This is a genomic window from Herbaspirillum sp. VT-16-41 (assembly GCF_001994935.1).
Lineage (GTDB): Bacteria > Pseudomonadota > Gammaproteobacteria > Burkholderiales > Burkholderiaceae_D > Herbaspirillum > Herbaspirillum frisingense.
The window spans coordinates 202,370-217,662 of the sequence record NZ_MUXB01000131.1 but is presented as its reverse complement, the minus strand read 5'-3'; the positions used below and the strand labels follow the sequence as shown (position 1 = coordinate 217,662).

The following is a 15,293-nucleotide window of genomic DNA, read 5'->3' as shown; positions in this document are numbered from 1 at the left end:
GTCAGTGCTCCGGAGAGATCGCGGCCTGGGCCTGCGATGCGGGGGAAGGCTTGCGGGCGAACAGCTTCATGATGATCACGAAGAACAGCGGCACGAAGAAGATCGCCAGTACCGTGCCGGAGAGCATGCCCCCGATCACGGCCGTACCCAGCGCATGCTGTGCGCCGGCACCGGCGCCACTGCCCAGCACCAGCGGCAGCACGCCCAGGATGAAGGCCATCGAGGTCATCAGGATCGGCCGCAGGCGCATGCGTACCGCTTCCAGGGTGGCCTCGACCAGGTCCTTGCCGCTCTCGTACAGGTCCTTGGCAAACTCCACGATCAGGATGGCGTTCTTGCAGGCCAGGCCGATGGTGGTCAACAGGCCGACCTGGAAATAGACATCGTTCATCTTCCAGGTCAGGATGGCGCCCAGCAGCGCGCCGAACACCCCCAGCGGCACCACCAGGATCACCGAGAACGGCACCGCCCAGCTCTCGTAGAGCGCGGCCAGCGCCAGGAACACGATCAGGATCGAGATCGCATAGAGGATGCCGGTCTTGCCACTGGAGGCCTTCTCTTGCAGCGACAGGCCGGTCCACTCGTAGCCGATGCCGGGTGGCATCTTGGCCAGTGCCGCCTCGACGATGGCCATGGCCTGGCCGCTGGAGGCTGCCCCCGGCAGCGCCATACCCAGTATCTCCATGGATGGCACACCGTTGTAGCGTTCCAGACGCGGCGAACCGGACGTCCAGCTGGCCGTGGAGAAGGCGCTGAACGGGACCATGGTGCCGGCGCTGTTGCGGACATACCAGCGGTCGATGTCCGAGGGCAGCATGCGGTATTGCGCATCGCCCTGCAGCATCACCTTCTTGACCCGGCCCTTGTCGATGAAGTCGTTGACATAGCTGCTGCCCCAGGCCGTGGCGATGGTGTCATTGATGTCCGACATCGCCACGCCCAACGCACCGGCCTTGTCGGTATCGACCTGCAGGCGGAACTCGGGCGTATCCTCCAGCCCGTTGGGGCGCACCGCGACCAGTCGCTTGTCCTGCGCCAAGGTGGCCAGCAGCTGGTTGCGTGCCTGCATCAGCGCCGCATGACCGAGGTTGGCCTCGTCCTTCAACATCAGGTCGAAACCGGTCGCATTACCCAGCTCGGACACCGCCGGCGGCGCGAAGGCGAACACCTTGGCGTCGCGCATGCCGGCAAACGCCGCGCCGGCCTTGGCGGCCACATCGGTCACGGACAGCCCTGGCCCCTTGCGCTCATCCCACGGCTTGAGCTTGATGAAGGCAAAGCCCATGTTCTGGCCACTGCCAGCGAAGCTGAAACCGGAGACCGCAAAGACACCCGAGACCGCATCCTTCTGGTCCACCAGGAAATGCTGCTCGACCTGGCGGATGACTTCGTCGGTGCGCGCCTTGGTCGCACCGGAGGGCAATTGCAGGATGGCGAACAGCGTTCCCTGATCCTCATCGGGCAGGAAGCCCACCGGCAGCTTCATGAAGCCCGTCACGACCAGCGCCAGCAGCACGGCGTAGCCAGCCATGTAACGCCAGCCGCGCGCCAGCATGTGTCGCACGATGCCCTGGTAACGATGGTTGCCGCGATCGAACTGGCGGTTGAACCAGCCGAAGAAGCCGCTGGTGGCCAGCGCATGGCCTTTGGCGGCCGGCTTGAGCAAGGTCGCGCACAGGGCCGGAGTAAGCACGATGGCCACCAGCACGGACAGTGTCATGGCCGAGACGATGGTGATGGAGAACTGCCGATAGATCACGCCGGTCGAGCCACTGAAGAAGGCCATCGGCACAAACACCGCGGCCAGCACCAGGGCCACGCCCACCAGCGCACCGGTGATCTGGCCCATCGACTTGCGGGTCGCCTCCTTGGGCGGCAAGCCCTCCTCGGACATCACCCGCTCGACGTTTTCCACCACCACGATGGCATCGTCGACCAACAGACCGATGGCCAGCACCATCGCAAACATGGTCAGGGTGTTGATGGTGAAACCGAACGCGGCCAGCACACCGAAGGTCCCCAGCAGCACCACCGGCACTGCGATGGTGGGGATCAGCGTGGCACGCAAATTCTGCAGGAACAGGTACATCACCAGGAACACCAGCACCACGGCTTCGATCAGGGTGCGCACCACTTCCTCGATGGAGATACGCACGAAGGGCGTGGTGTCATAGGGCTTCTGCACCTTCATCCCGGCAGGGAAGAACTTTTCCAGCTGGGCCACCCGGGCGTCGATGGCCTTGACCGTATCGAGCGCATTGGCGCCGGTGGCCAGCTTGATGGCCAGGCCGGCCGCCGGCTTGCCGTTGTAACGCCCCACCGAGGTATAGCTCTCGCTCCCGAGTTCGATGCGGGCCACGTCACGCAACTTGACCCGGGCGCCGTCGGTGAGGGTGCGCAGCACGATGTTCTGGAACTGCTCGGCCGTACGCAGGCGGGTCTGGGCGGTGATGGTGGCGTTGATCTGCTGGTTCTCGGCGGCCGGCAGACCGCCCAGCTGACCAGAGGACACCTGCACGTTCTGCGCCTGGATGGCATTCTTCACATCCAGCGGGGTAAGCCCGTAGCTGTTGAGCTTGTTGGGATCGAGCCAGATCCGCATCGCATACTGTGAGCCGAACAAGGTGGTGTCCCCCACGCCGTCGACCCGGCTGAGGGCATCCTGGATGTTGGCCGCTACATAGTCCGACAGGTCCGAGCCGCTCATGCTGCCGTCTTCGGAGGTGAAGGCCAACACATTGAGGAAATTGGTGGCGGACTTGGTCACCGTGATGCCCTGCTGCTGCACTTCGGAGGGCAGCAAGGGCGTGGCCAGCGACAGCTTGTTCTGTACCTGCACCTGGGCGGTGTCCGGGTTGGTACCGTTCTCGAAGGTCAGCGTGATGGTCACGGTGCCGGAGGACTCGCTGGTGGAAGCCATGTAGCTCAGACGATCCAGACCCTTCATCTTCTGTTCGATGATCTGGGTCACGGTGTCTTCCAGCGTCTTGGCCGAGGCACCGGGATAGTTGGCCGTAATGGCGATGGCAGGAGGCGCGATGGCCGGGTACTGCGCAATCGGCAGGGTCAGCACCGAGACGGCGCCGGCCAGCATGACGATGATGGCGAGTACCCAGGCGAAGATGGGGCGGTCAATGAAGAAGCGAGCCATGATGTGTCCTCGCTTCTCAGTTGGAGGCGGTGGTGCTGGCCACGGCGGTCTTGGGCGACCATGGCACCACCTTCACCTTGGCACCGGGGGTGGCCCGCTGCACGCCATCGACCACCAGTTGATCGCCTTCCTTGAGGCCGCTGCTGACCAGCCATTGGTCCCCGATGGCGCGGTCGGTCACCAGTGCTCGCAGCTCCACCACGCCCTGGCCATTGACCACCAGCGCCTGCGGCTTGCCGGCACCGTCGCGACTGACCGCCTGCTGCGGCACCAGCAGACCCTGCTGGCGTACGCCTTCCTGCAACACCGCACGCACATACATGCCTGGCAGCAGGACCGTACCCGGATTAGGGAACACCGCGCGCAAGGTGATGGCGCCAGTGTCCTGGTTGACGGTCACATCCGAGAATTGCAGCGTCCCTTCCTGGGCGTAGGTACGGCCGTTTTCCAGAATCAGCCGCACCTTTGCACCGTTTCCGGATTTCTGCAGCTCGCCGTTAGTCAGGGCTTCCTTCAGGTTCAACCAGGCGGTACTGGACTGGGTGACATCGACATAGATGGGATCAAGCTGCTGGATGGTGGTCAGCGCCGTGGTCTGGCTAGCCGTCACCAGCGCCCCCGCCGTCACGCTGGACTTGCCGATGCGGCCCGAGATCGGCGCATCGACCTTGGCATAGTCCAGATTGATGCGGCTGGTCTGCACGTTGGCACGCGCCGAACCGACATCGGCCTCGGCTTCGCCCAGCGAAGCCACCGCGTCATCGTAATCCTGCTGACTGACCGCCTTGATGGCCACCAGCTCCTTGTAGCGACTGGCCTTCAGGCGCGCCGTGCGGACCGAGGCCTCGGCCTTGGCCAGCGCGGCCACGCTGCTGTCATAGGCGGCCTGGTAGCTGGCCGGATTGATCTGGTACAAGACCTGGCCTGACTTGACGTCGCTGCCCTCCCGGAAATTGCGCGCCTTGATGATGCCGTTGACCTGCGGCCGCACGTCGGCGATCTGGTAGGGCGAGGTACGCCCCGGCAGCTCGGTCTGCAACTCCACCGGCTGGGCATGTACAGTCATCACCCCCAGCACCGGCGTGCCGGCGGCTGGCGGTGCACCGCCTGGCGGCTTGCCGCAGGCACTGAGCACACTGATGATCGCCAGCACGGTGAAGGGTTTTACGATGGGGGAAGTGCGCATGAGGAACTCTCCGAAAGGGAAGAATGATTTATAACCATACCGAACTGTACGGTATTATTGGTTGACACCATTCGGCGAGTCAAGCAATACTGAACACATCTGTACGAAAAAGAGATGTCACCGAAATTACAACGGGGAATTTGCAAATGCGGGTAAAGACGGAGGAAAAGCGCGACGCCATCCTGGCGGCGGCGGCTGACGTATTCAAGGAATCGGGCTTTGAAGGCGCCTCGATGGCCGAGATCTCGGCGCGCATCGGCGGCTCCAAGGGCACCCTGTATGCCTATTTCAAATCGAAGGAAGATCTCTTCGTGGCGGTGACGCACGCCGTCGCGAAGAAGCAGATAGAACCGGCGCTGGAGACGCTGGACCAGGAAACGGAAGACCTGGAGGCCACTTTGCGCGTGTTTGGAGAAAAGGCGGTCAGTTTCCTGTGCCAGGAGAGCACCTTGCAGACGCAGCGCATGATCCTGGCCGAAGCCGGTCGCAGCGACATTGGTCGGCGCTTCCATGAAGACGGCCCGAAGCTGGGCATGCAGCGCATTGCGGCCTTCATGCAGAAACAGATGGCGGCCGGCCGCCTGAAGCAGGCCGACCCCATGCTGGCGACGCTGCAGCTATGCGCCCTGCTGGATTGCGAGACGGTCAGGCCGATGATGCTGGGGCTGGAGACCTCCATCTCGAAGCCCCGCATCAAACGCATGGTCGGGCGGGCGGTAGAGACCTTCCTGGCCGCCTACGCCCCCCACTGAAGCAGGCGACAGGACCCCGTCAGAAGGTGTGGCGGATGCCCAGCTGCACGCCAGTCTCGCTGGCACCGGCATCCGGCACCAGGGCCTGGCCGGCGGTATAACTGGCGCCGGTCATCTTGTAGGCCGCCGTGTTCTGGTTGATCAGGCGCGAGGCCACGGCATACAGGCGGGTGCGCTTGGAGAGGTCATAATTCACGATCAGGCTGAACTGGCGCGCGTTGTTGTTGTAGCTGGAACTGTCCTTGACATAACCGCCACCGGCGCCGATGGTCGTCCGGGCGTTGAGTCGGTAGTCGGCCGAGAGGCTATAGGTGTTGTGATAGTTGCCCGGTGTATTGCCGACCACGTTGCCGCTCGGGTCGTACTTGCCGGCCGGATTGGTAAAGACATTGCCGGTGGTGGCCGAGATCACTTCATTGGTGCGGAAGAAGGCCAGATAGACCTTGCCACTACCGTAGTCGTAGTTGCCCCCCAACATGAACTGCTTGACGCTATTGGTATTGGTGCCGTTGTTGGCGTTCAGGAAGGCACTGCCCACATAGAGCGGTCCCTGCTGGGTCTGCGCGCCGATCTGGTAGACCGCATTGGAGGGCGTGCTGCCGGCACGTTCTCCTACCGAGTAATGCAGTTCCAGGTTGGAGTTGGCAAATTTCGGCGAGATGTAGCTGATGTCGTTATCCACCCGCGCCAGCCAGTTGGCGAAGTTGTTGTAGGCCGAGCCGTAGGTGGCGGCGCCGAAGGCATCCATGTTGCCCGAGTAGAGGAACATGACACTGTTCTGCCGGCCCACGCGCACCTCGCCGAAGCCGCCGCCCAGGCCCACCCAGGACTGGCGGTCAAACAGGCGATAGCTGTTCTGCAGCGCGCCGGTGCTGGAATCGAAACCGGTCTCCAGGTTGAAGGTGGCGCGATACCCGCCACCCAGGTCTTCGCTGCCCTTGAAGCCTATGCGGCTGGTCATCTCGCCATTGTTGCCCATGGCCCAGAGCGAGGTATCCTTGCCGCCCACGGTACTCTTCTGGTAGGCCGTATAGACGTCCATCACGCCATAGATGGTCACCGAGCTCTGGGCCAGGACAACGGGGCTGGCTGCCAGCAGCAAGGCTGCCGGCAGCAATCGGGTGGGGTTCTTGAACTGCATGGGGGGTTCTCCTCCTGTGGGTAAATCGGTGTTGTTGGTGTTGTGGATGCGGCCAAGGCAGCCCGCATGGGCGCGCACGGCTCCCTGCCGCCCACGCAAGAGCGGGCGGCAGGCGTCGCAGAGGCGGACAGGAAAACTCAGGCCTGTCGTTCGAAGTGCTTCTTGACGATCAGGGCCAGCGGCACGGTAAAGAACAGGTGCGACATGAAGCCGCCGATGATCACGGCCGGGTCGTAGTAGTTGGGATGGTTGTCGGAGGCGATCATGATGGCCACGTGCATCAGGATCCACGCCACCACCGCATAGAACAGCGCCACGAAGGTTGCCTCGTAGCCGCGACGGCGGAAATGCGGCCAGAGCGCCGCGAACAGGATGCCCCATACCAGGGTGAAGAAGAAGTGGATGCCGGTCCCCACGAAGTAGGCCAGCAGCCCCAGCGACTCCTGGACCTCGCGGCCGAACACCAGGCCGGTGGCATTGCGCGGGATGCCGGCCAGCGGCATCATGTGCTGCGCGCCGACCCAGACCAGCGCTTCATAGATCCAGATGATGATGCCGCCGGTGAGGCCGCCGATGATGCCGGCCTTGACCAGCGTGGCGCGGTCTTTCCAGCCTGACGAGGGAGTGGCCGTTGCGAGCGTGGCCGGGTGGGATGCGGTTTGCATGGTGTCTTCCTTCTCCTTGGATTGGCGATGGGGCTGGCTTGATGTGCCGGCTCCGCTGTGTGTTACGAGTTACGACTCGGTGCTACGGCTCTTCGGCCGCTTGCGCGCGTTCTTGCTCTTGTTTTTGTCTTGCCTGACTGTCCGATCGATGGCAGTCGGTTTTCTGTCTGTTGTGGTCTCCTCCTCTGGTCGGTTCTGCCTTAGTCGATATACCTGAGCCCGGCCGCCTCCAGCGGATCGCGCATCTTGTACATGTCCAGTCCCAGCACGCCGGCAGCGAGCTGCGCACGCTTCTGCCCTTCCAGGTCTTCGCGCTGCTGGGCCACCTGCGCGACGCGCACGGCATCGGCGGCCGGCACGGCGACCACGCCATCGTCATCGGCCACGATCACGTCACCGGGGTTGACCAGCGCACCGGCACAGATCACCGGAATATTGACCGAGCCCAGCGTGGCCTTGATGGTGCCCTTGGCACTGATCGCGCGGCTCCAGACGGGGAAGCCCATTTCCTTCAGGACCTTCACGTCACGCACGCCTGCGTCGATGATCAGGGCCTTCGCCCCGCGCGCCATGAAACTGGTCGCCAGCAGGTCGCCGAAATAGCCGTCCGTGCAGTCGGCGGTCACCCCCGCCACCACGATGTCACCGGGCTGGATCTGCTCGGCAACCACATGCATCATCCAGTTGTCACCCGGGTGCAGCAGTACCGTCACGGCAGTACCCGAGACCGATGCCCCCGCATAGATCGGGCGCATGTAAGGCTTGAGCAGCCCGGTGCGGCCCTGGGCCTCATGCACGGTGGCCACACCGTAGCGACCCAGTTGCTCTGCCGCACCAGCATCGGCGCGCACGATATGGCGCTTGACCACGCCCAGTTGATTCATCATCGGTGTACTCATGCTTACAGTCCTTTCTGTGTCAGGGCGGCATCCAGGCGCGGGAAGACGCGGCGGGCATTGCCTTCGTAGATCTGATGGCGCTCTGCAGCGCTCAGGTCGGCCGCCTCGATGTAGCGTTTGGTGTCGTCGTAGTAATGGCCGGTCTCTGGGTCGATGCCGCGTACCGCACCGATCATCTCCGAGGCGAACAGCACGTTCTCCACCGGAATCACCCGGGTCAGCAGGTCGATGCCGGGCTGGTGATAGACGCAGGTATCGAAGAAGATGTTGTTCAGCAGATGGTCCTTGAGCAATGGCTTCTTCATCTCCTGCGCCAGCCCACGGAAGCGGCCCCAGTGATACGGCACCGCGCCGCCGCCGTGCGGGATCAGGAACTTCAACGTCGGGAAATCCGTGAACAGGTCAGAAGTCAGGCACTGCATGAAGGCCGTGGTATCGGCATTGAGGTAATGCGCGCCGGTGGTGTGGAAGCAGGCATTGCAGCTGGTGCTCACATGGATCATGGCTGGCACGTCCAGCTCCACCATCTTTTCGTAGAGGGGATACCAGCTGCGGTCCGACAGCGGCGGCGAGGTCCAGTGACCACCCGAGGGATCGGGATTGAGGTTGATGCCGACAAAGCCATACTCCTTCACGCACTTTTCCATCTCCGCGATGGACGTACGGATATCGGCGCCTGGCGACTGCGGCAGCATGGCCGCGCCGATGAAGTGGTCGGGGAACAGTTGCGAGACGCGGTAGCACAGCTCGTTGCAGATCGCCGCCCAGGTCTGGCTGGTGTTGAGGTCGCCGATGTGATGCGCCATGAAGGATGCACGCGGCGAAAAGATGGTCAGGTCCGCGCCGCGCTCCTTCATCAGCCGCAACTGATTGGTCTCGATGGAGTCGCGCAGTTCGTCGTCGCTGATCTTCAGTTCTGCCACCTTGGGGCCGAGCTCAGGCGTCTTCAGGTTGGCGATCTGCCGCTTGCGCCAGTCTTCCAGTGCCTTGGGGGCGGTGGTGTAGTGGCCGTGGCAATCGATGATGAGGCTCTCTCGCATGGTGACTCAGTCCGTTTCGTTGAAGAGGTTGGCGGGGATCATGACGTCCCCGCGCATGATGGGACGCGCCGTGCGCAGCAGCGCGGCGCGCAGTATCTGTTGCGGGTCGCGGGCATCGAGCTCCAGGGCCACGCTGAATTCACCGCTGGGATGCTCCACCGATACGGTAGGGTGCAAGCCGCCTGCGGTACGGGCCAGGCCCTGCGCCGCCGAGCCCTCCAGCACGCAGGCGGTCGCCACGGTAACGGCTGCCAGCACGCCGATAGCGTCGTGGCAGACATGCGGGATGAAGCAGCGGGTGGCAATGCTGCCGCCCTCCCGGGGCGCGGAGAGCAGGCACATCTTGGGGTAGTTCCTGCTGGCCACATCGCCCAGCCCCATCAGCGGGCCGCAGGCCAGACGCAGAGCCTCCAGCTTCTCCTTCAACATGCCGTCGGCGTTGAGGGTGGCCACGCTCTCATCGCCGCGCAGGCCAAGGTCGTGGGCGCGCACCAACACCATGGGCATGCCGTTGTCGATCAGGGTGGCGGCAATCTCATGGGCCACGCCATCGCCGCCATTGAAGCGCACGCGGTCCAGCACGCGGCCGCTGGGCAAGAGTTCCGGACAGACCGAGCCCGCCGTTTCGAGGAAGCTGATGCTGACCGGCGCGGCACTGCCTGGCACGCCATCGATGCGGGTGTCGCCGTTATAACGCAGGCGCCCGCCCGGGGTCTGCACGGTGATATCGCATTGCATGCCGGTGTTGAGCGTGAGTACGCGGGCGGTGGTGGTCTGTTCACCGGCCGTCACCAGCCCGCGCTCGATGGCGAAGGGCAGCACGGCGGCCAGCATGTTGCCGCAATTGGGCGTGGTATCGACCCGGTCGGAGTCCGGCTGCAGCTGGGCAAAAAGGAAATCCAGATCCACCCCCGGCACACTGCTGCGGCTGACGATGCCAGCCTTGCTGGTCAGCGGATGGGCGCCGCCCAGGCCATCGATCTGGCGCCGGTCGGGCGAGCCCAGAGCCGCCAGCAGCACGCGGTCGCGTGCGGCCACATCGGCCGGCAGGTCGCTGGCCACGAAGAAGGGACCGCGCGAGGTGCCACCCCGCATCAGGGTGCAGGCAAGGGGCAGGAAATCCGGGCTGTCGGTGGTCGGCACGCTCTTTACCTCTGAAAATGATGGCGCCGAGTATGCGTGAGCGAGGGCCGGCCTTGGTTGCGTTGTGGGCCTTCCTCTGTTCTAATTTTCTAATCGGGTTCAGAAACCGGCAAACCGCCGGTCCACCACCATGTCCTTGCTCAACCTGCGCCACCTGCATGTCTTCAACGTCGTCGCCACCACTGGCGGCGTGCGCCGTTCTTCCGATACGCTGCTGCGCGCTTCATCGGCGGTGGCGCGTTCGGTGGCCGCGCTGGAGCAGAGCCTGGAGACCCAACTGTTCGAGCGGCGTGGTCGCGGCATGCTGCTCACCGCCGCCGGCGAGGCCGTGCGGCTGCGGGTGGAGCGCATCGAGGCGGAGCTGCGCGAGGTGCGCGACGACGCCCTGCGCCTGCGCGAACGTACCGGCAGCCAGGTGGCCAGCCTGGATGCACTCTTCAATGAACGCCGCCTGCAGGCCGCTGCCCTGCTGGCCGAGACCCACCACATGCCCAGCGTGGCGCGCCTGATGGACGTCTCGCCTTCGGCGGTGAGCCAGTCGCTGGCACTGCTGGAGGGCATCCTGGGACAACCGCTGTTCTTCCGCACCGCCCATGGCATGCTGCCCACCGACGCCGGACGCCGCTGGACTGAGCGCTTCGGCCGGGCCCTGGCCGAGCTGCGCCACATCCCCGCAGATATCGCCGCCCTGGACGGTATCGTGCAAGGCACGGTAACCATCGGCGCGCTGCCGCTGGCGCGCTCGCAACTCTTGCCCACCGCGCTCACGCGGGTGCTGGCGCGCCATCCGCGCCTGCAGATCCGCTCGCTGGAGAGCCCCTATGAAGAGCTGGCGGCCGGCCTCATGAGCGGGCGCATCGACTTCATCGTCGGCGCCCTGCGCGCCTTCTCCACCGATACCTTCGACATGCGCCCACTGGTGGACGACAGCGCCGCCCTGATCGCCCGCGCCGGCCATCCGCTGGCGCAGCGCCGGAAACTGGCCCTGGCCGACCTGGACGGCTATCCCTGGGTGTTGTCGCGGGCCGGCACGCCACTGCGCGATTCCATCGAGCAATTCTTCCGCGACAGCCACTGGCCGGCCCCGCGCCCGGCCGTGGAAACCGGCGACCTGGCGCTGCTGCGCGGCCTGCTGGTGGGCAGCGACATGCTCACCGTGATCTCGGCCAAGCAGCTGCACCATGAGATCGCCACCGGCCAGCTGACCACCCTGCCCCTGACCATGCAAGGCATGCAGCGCCAGATCGGACTGATGCAACGCCGTGGCGCCCACCTCTCTCCCGGCGCACGCGCTCTGCAACAGGAGATCCAGGCAGTGGCGGCAGCCTGGCGCTGATTCCGTGGCAATCCACCACGATTAGCAAATGGCAACGCTCAGGTAGCCGAAAGCAATACTCGTCCAAACGCCCCGCCGTACACTGCTTGCCATGTCGAAGCAGGTTTGTTGCGCTTCGACCTGCCTCTTTCCAGCCGCGTAACCATAAACCGGCGCTTTCCAATAATTCGACATCACGACGGAGACTTAATGAATACAGCACAATCGCTGGACGTGCGTTCGCACATCAATGCACGCAAGATGTCCGGCTACCAATGGCTCTTGCTGGTGCTTTGCTTCCTGATCGTGGCCACCGACGGCATGGACGTGGCCATCATGGGCTTCCTGGCCCCGGGCATCACCAAGGAATGGGGCATCTCGCGAGCCGCCTTCGGTGTGGTCATGAGTGCCGCGCCCATTGGCCTGGCCATCGGCGCGCTGCTGGTGGGTCCGCTGTCGGACCGCTACGGCCGCAAGAAGCTGTTGATGACGGCGGTGGCCTGGTTCGGCGTGTGCAGCCTGGCCTGTGCCGCTGCGCAGGATGTGGTGACGCTGTCGGCGCTGCGCTTCCTGACCGGACTGGGTCTGGGTGCGGCCATGCCCAATGCCACCACCCTGCTCTCGGAATACGTCCCGGAGCGCTCGCGCAGCACCTTGCTGGCGATCATGTTCACCGGCTTCAACCTGGGTTCGGCCCTGGTCGGCTTCCTGGCCGCAGCCTTGCTGCCCGACCATGGCTGGCGCACCGTACTCATGGTGGGCGGCGCCATCCCGCTGGTGTGCCTGCCCTTCTACCTGTGGCTGGTGCCGGAGTCGGCGCGCTTCATGGTGGTCCGCAACTACCCCGCTGATCGCATCGCCCGCACCCTGGCGCGTGTCTGTGGCGGTGAGTTCGCCGCCGGCCAGAGCTTCTGCGTGAGCGAACCGCAGGTCAAGAGCACCCAGCCGGGCAAGGTGCTGCTCTCGGATCATTATCGCAAGACCACGCTGTCGCTGTGGGGTACCTACTTCATGGGCCTGCTGGTGATCTACCTGCTGTCCGGCTGGCTGCCCACCCTGATCAAGGACGCCGGCCTGCCCATCGAGAAGGCCGCCAGCATCACCGCCCTGTTCCAGCTCGGCGGCACCGTCGGGGCGCTGGTGGTAGGCTACCTCATGGACCGCTGGTCGCCCAGTCGTGCCATTGCCGCGGCATACATCTCGGGTGCGGTGTTCATCCTGCTGCTGGCCTCGGGCAGCGTGCAGTCGGGCATGTTCGCGGCCTATGTGTTGCTGGCGGGCTTTTGCATGAGCGGGGCGCAGACCGGCCTGAACGCCTTCGCCCCTTCCTGCTACCCGACCGTGGTGCGGGCCACCGGGGTGTCGTGGATGCTGGGCGTTGGTCGCTTCGGCAGCATCCTGGGCTCGTTTGCCGGCGGCGTGCTGCTGTCCATGGGCTGGGGTTTCGGGGCGGTCATCGCCATCCTGGCGGTACCCGCCACACTGGCCGCACTCATCATCGTATTCATCCAGCTGGGCCAACGGCCGGCCGCCGCAGTTTGATCAGTCAGCGGAACAAGACATACCGGATTCATCTGAAACAGGAATAGATTTCATGGCCAACATCGTCGGCGCCATCGCCACCTCACATACCCCCACCATCGGCTTCGCGCTCGATGCCAACAAGCAGCACGACCAGGTCTGGGCGCCCATCTTCAAGGCCTACGAACCGGTACAGCAGTGGCTCAAGGAAAAGCAGCCAGATGTGTTGCTGGTGGTCTACAACGACCATGTGACCTCCTTCTTCTTCGACCACTACTCGGCCTTTGCGCTGGGCGTGGGCGACCAGTACCAGGTCGCCGACGAAGGCGGCGGCGCCCGCAAGCTGCCGCCGGTGGGCGGCCATGCGGCACTGGCGCGCCACATCGGCAGCTCGCTCATGGCCGATGAATTCGACATGTCCTTCTTCCAGCAAAAGCCGCTGGACCATGGCTGCTTCTCGCCACTGTCGATGCTGTGGGAACACCAGGACGGCTGGCCCGGCCAGATCATCCCGCTGCAGGTGGGCGTGCTGCAGTTCCCGGTACCGACCGCGCGTCGCTGCTACAAGCTGGGCCAGGGCCTGCGTCGCGCCATCGAAAGCTATCCGGAAGACCTGGACGTGGTCATCGTTGCCACCGGTGGCCTGTCGCACCAGGTGCATGGCGAGCGTGCCGGCTTCAACAACACGCCCTGGGACCACCAGTTCCTGGACCTGCTGCAGCACGATCCCGAGGCACTGACCCGCCTGACCCACGCCGAACTGGCCACCCTGGGCGGACTGGAAAGCGCCGAAGTCATCATGTGGCTCATCATGCGCGGCGCCATGCCGGCCGGTGTGAACTGCCTGCACCGCGAGTACTACCTGCCCTCGATGACCGGCATCGCCGTCGCAGTCTATGAGCCCGCCGTGACGGCTGAGGCCGCCCTGCAAGCTGCCGAGATGGAGCGCCACCGCAGTCATATCGCCACCCAGCTGGACGGCATCGAGAAACTGGCCGGCACCTATCCCTTCACCCTGGAGACCAGCAACCGGCGCTACCGCATCAACCGCTATCTGCACCAGTTGATCCAGCCGGCCTTCCGTGAACGCTTCCTGGCCGATCCCGAGGCCACCTTCGAAGAGGCCGGCCTGTCGGTCGAGGAACGGGACATGATCGGCCGCCGCGACTGGCAGGCCATGATCCGCTATGGCGTGATCTTCTTCCTGCTGGAGAAGATGGGTGCGGTGGTGGGCGTGTCCAACCTGCACATCTATGCGGCCATGCGCGGCCAGTCGCTTGAAGACTTCCAGAAGACCCGCAATGCGCCGGGGGCGCTGTATTCGGTAGCGGGTGCCGCCACCGACCGTGCCGCCAACTGGGACAAGACCGGCACGCGTTGATTGCTGCGCCACTGTCAAAAAAAAGTCGCGCCGTCCTCCCGGACCGGCGCGATTTTTTTCATTGATCCATCGCAGTGGTGAATGCTCGTAATGCTCAGCCTGCCATCACTTCACCGCGTAGACCGCCTTCAACATCTTGCGCACGATGGCCTCGAAGAAGATCACCGCAAAGCCGTCATTGCGGATCAGTTGCTGGGTCAGGTCGGCGCACTTCTGGCGTACGTCGTCCGGCAACTGCTGGTCTTCGCCGCTCATGGCACGGCCCGCCACCTGGATTTCGGCGGCGCGCTGCACCGTCCACAGCAGGAAGAAGGCGCGTTCGATATCGCTCTCGCACACTGCCACGCCATGGTTGCGCAAGACCAGGATGTGCTTCTGGCCCAGGCTTTGCAGCATGCGCTCCTTTTCTTCCGCGAAGAGCGTGATGCCTTCGAACTCGTGATAACCGATGCGGCCGAACAATTGCGCGCCGTAGAAGTCGTTATGCTCGAAACCGCTCTTCTTCATGGTCACCGCCGAGATCGGCGTGGTGTGTGTGTGGATCACGCAGCGCAGGTCGTCACGCGCCCCGTGGATGGCGCTGTGCAGGGCGAAGCCGGCCGGGTTGGCCTTGTAGTCGGATGGCTCTGCCAGTTGCCCGTCCAGACCGACTTTCAACAGGTTGGCCGGGGTGACTTCGTTGTAGTTCAGGGCAAAGGGATTGACCAGGTAGTGATGCTCCGGCCCCGGTACCCGCACCGAGATGTGGTTGAAGATCATCTCGGTCCAGCCCAGGTAATCGACCAGGCGATAACAGTGGGCCAGCTGGATGCGCAGCGCCCATTCCTGGTCGCTGCAGTGGGCCGGCTTATCTGCGCCGTAGCTGTATTGCATGATATTCATTGATGGAACTCCTTGATCGAAAACGACGTTCTCTGAAAATAGCGAGGACCGTTCGGACTGAGTAGGTCCGCAGGACCGTATCGAAGGCGCGGCCATCGTCAATGCGTCAATGCGTCAGTGCGTCTTCGATACGCCGCTGCGCGGCTACTCAGTCCGAACGGTAGCCGGGGAATTCGCGCTCACGCTGAAGCATCTTCGATACGCCGCTGCGTGGCTA

12 protein-coding genes are annotated in these 15,293 nt (G+C 64.2%); 4 read left to right on the top strand and 8 right to left on the bottom strand.

The annotated features are described in order from the left end of the window. Window position 1 precedes the first annotated feature (1 nt). Window positions 2–3,151, bottom strand: coding sequence for an efflux RND transporter permease subunit (locus tag BTM36_RS20755; protein WP_077237764.1), 3,150 nt, complete (start codon window positions 3,149–3,151; stop codon window positions 2–4). A 16-nt stretch (window positions 3,152–3,167) separates the two neighbouring features. Next, window positions 3,168–4,337 carry an efflux RND transporter periplasmic adaptor subunit gene (locus BTM36_RS20750; RefSeq protein ID WP_077237763.1) on the bottom strand — a complete coding sequence of 390 codons (1,170 nt, stop codon included), beginning with the start codon at window positions 4,335–4,337 and terminating at the stop codon, window positions 3,168–3,170. Window positions 4,338–4,483: 146 nt separating this feature from the next. Between BTM36_RS20750 and BTM36_RS20745 the strand changes: the two genes are divergently transcribed. After that, a complete protein-coding gene (locus BTM36_RS20745) occupies window positions 4,484–5,089 on the top strand; it encodes a TetR/AcrR family transcriptional regulator (RefSeq protein ID WP_077237762.1) in 606 nt (201 codons plus the stop codon). 19 nt (window positions 5,090–5,108) lie between these two features. Here BTM36_RS20745 and BTM36_RS20740 read toward each other — a convergent pair whose 3' ends face one another. The 5 genes from BTM36_RS20740 to BTM36_RS20720 all read right to left on the bottom strand — a co-directional run bounded on the left by BTM36_RS20740 (window position 5,109) and on the right by BTM36_RS20720 (window position 9,929). Further along, on the bottom strand, window positions 5,109–6,230 hold the full coding sequence (locus tag BTM36_RS20740) for a porin (protein WP_077237761.1): 1,122 nt from the start codon (window positions 6,228–6,230) through the stop codon (window positions 5,109–5,111). 137 nt (window positions 6,231–6,367) lie between these two features. Further along, window positions 6,368–6,895: a hypothetical protein gene (locus tag BTM36_RS20735; RefSeq protein WP_077237760.1), complete on the bottom strand. Its 528-nt coding sequence runs from the start codon at window positions 6,893–6,895 to the stop codon at window positions 6,368–6,370. Between the two features lie 200 nt (window positions 6,896–7,095). Continuing rightward, window positions 7,096–7,779, bottom strand: coding sequence for a 4-carboxy-4-hydroxy-2-oxoadipate aldolase/oxaloacetate decarboxylase (gene ligK / locus BTM36_RS20730; protein WP_077237964.1), 684 nt, complete (start codon window positions 7,777–7,779; stop codon window positions 7,096–7,098). A 17-nt stretch (window positions 7,780–7,796) separates the two neighbouring features. Beyond that, window positions 7,797–8,834, bottom strand: a complete 1,038-nt coding sequence (locus tag BTM36_RS20725; protein WP_077237759.1) for an amidohydrolase family protein — start codon at window positions 8,832–8,834, stop codon at window positions 7,797–7,799. A 6-nt stretch (window positions 8,835–8,840) separates the two neighbouring features. Further along, entirely contained in the window at window positions 8,841–9,929 is a 1,089-nt protein-coding gene (locus BTM36_RS20720; RefSeq protein ID WP_077237963.1) for a 4-oxalomesaconate tautomerase, read from the bottom strand. Between the two features lie 178 nt (window positions 9,930–10,107). Here BTM36_RS20720 and BTM36_RS20715 point away from each other — a divergent pair, with 178 nt between their 5' ends. From BTM36_RS20715 to BTM36_RS20705, 3 genes are all read left to right on the top strand, one after another. Continuing rightward, a complete protein-coding gene (locus tag BTM36_RS20715) occupies window positions 10,108–11,313 on the top strand; it encodes a LysR family transcriptional regulator (RefSeq protein ID WP_077237758.1) in 1,206 nt (401 codons plus the stop codon). 189 nt (window positions 11,314–11,502) lie between these two features. Then, complete coding sequence (locus BTM36_RS20710; protein WP_077237757.1) at window positions 11,503–12,834, top strand: MFS transporter; 1,332 nt, start codon at window positions 11,503–11,505, stop codon at window positions 12,832–12,834. A gap of 52 nt (window positions 12,835–12,886) precedes the next feature. Further along, on the top strand, window positions 12,887–14,194 hold the full coding sequence (locus BTM36_RS20705; RefSeq protein ID WP_077237756.1) for a gallate dioxygenase: 1,308 nt from the start codon (window positions 12,887–12,889) through the stop codon (window positions 14,192–14,194). Between the two features lie 105 nt (window positions 14,195–14,299). On the opposite strand, the gene BTM36_RS20700 is transcribed toward BTM36_RS20705, so the two are convergent. Next, window positions 14,300–15,076 carry a class II aldolase/adducin family protein gene (locus BTM36_RS20700; protein WP_077237755.1) on the bottom strand — a complete coding sequence of 259 codons (777 nt, stop codon included), beginning with the start codon at window positions 15,074–15,076 and terminating at the stop codon, window positions 14,300–14,302. Between the last annotated feature and the right edge of the window lie 217 nt (window positions 15,077–15,293).

Bases quoted from the DNA above. Each gene is read 5' to 3' on its own strand.
- BTM36_RS20755 (WP_077237764.1), bottom strand. From the start codon at position 3,151: ATGGCTCGCTTCTTCATTGACCGCCCCATCTTCGCCTGGGTACTCGCC.
- BTM36_RS20750 (WP_077237763.1), bottom strand. From the start codon at position 4,337: ATGCGCACTTCCCCCATCGTAAAACCCTTCACCGTGCTGGCGATCATC.
- BTM36_RS20745 (WP_077237762.1), top strand. From the start codon at position 4,484: ATGCGGGTAAAGACGGAGGAAAAGCGCGACGCCATCCTGGCGGCGGCG.
- BTM36_RS20740 (WP_077237761.1), bottom strand. From the start codon at position 6,230: ATGCAGTTCAAGAACCCCACCCGATTGCTGCCGGCAGCCTTGCTGCTG.
- BTM36_RS20735 (WP_077237760.1), bottom strand. From the start codon at position 6,895: ATGCAAACCGCATCCCACCCGGCCACGCTCGCAACGGCCACTCCCTCG.
- ligK (WP_077237964.1), bottom strand. From the start codon at position 7,779: ATGAATCAACTGGGCGTGGTCAAGCGCCATATCGTGCGCGCCGATGCT.
- BTM36_RS20725 (WP_077237759.1), bottom strand. From the start codon at position 8,834: ATGCGAGAGAGCCTCATCATCGATTGCCACGGCCACTACACCACCGCC.
- BTM36_RS20720 (WP_077237963.1), bottom strand. From the start codon at position 9,929: ATGCGGGGTGGCACCTCGCGCGGTCCCTTCTTCGTGGCCAGCGACCTG.
- BTM36_RS20715 (WP_077237758.1), top strand. From the start codon at position 10,108: ATGTCCTTGCTCAACCTGCGCCACCTGCATGTCTTCAACGTCGTCGCC.
- BTM36_RS20710 (WP_077237757.1), top strand. From the start codon at position 11,503: ATGAATACAGCACAATCGCTGGACGTGCGTTCGCACATCAATGCACGC.
- BTM36_RS20705 (WP_077237756.1), top strand. From the start codon at position 12,887: ATGGCCAACATCGTCGGCGCCATCGCCACCTCACATACCCCCACCATC.
- BTM36_RS20700 (WP_077237755.1), bottom strand. From the start codon at position 15,076: ATGAATATCATGCAATACAGCTACGGCGCAGATAAGCCGGCCCACTGC.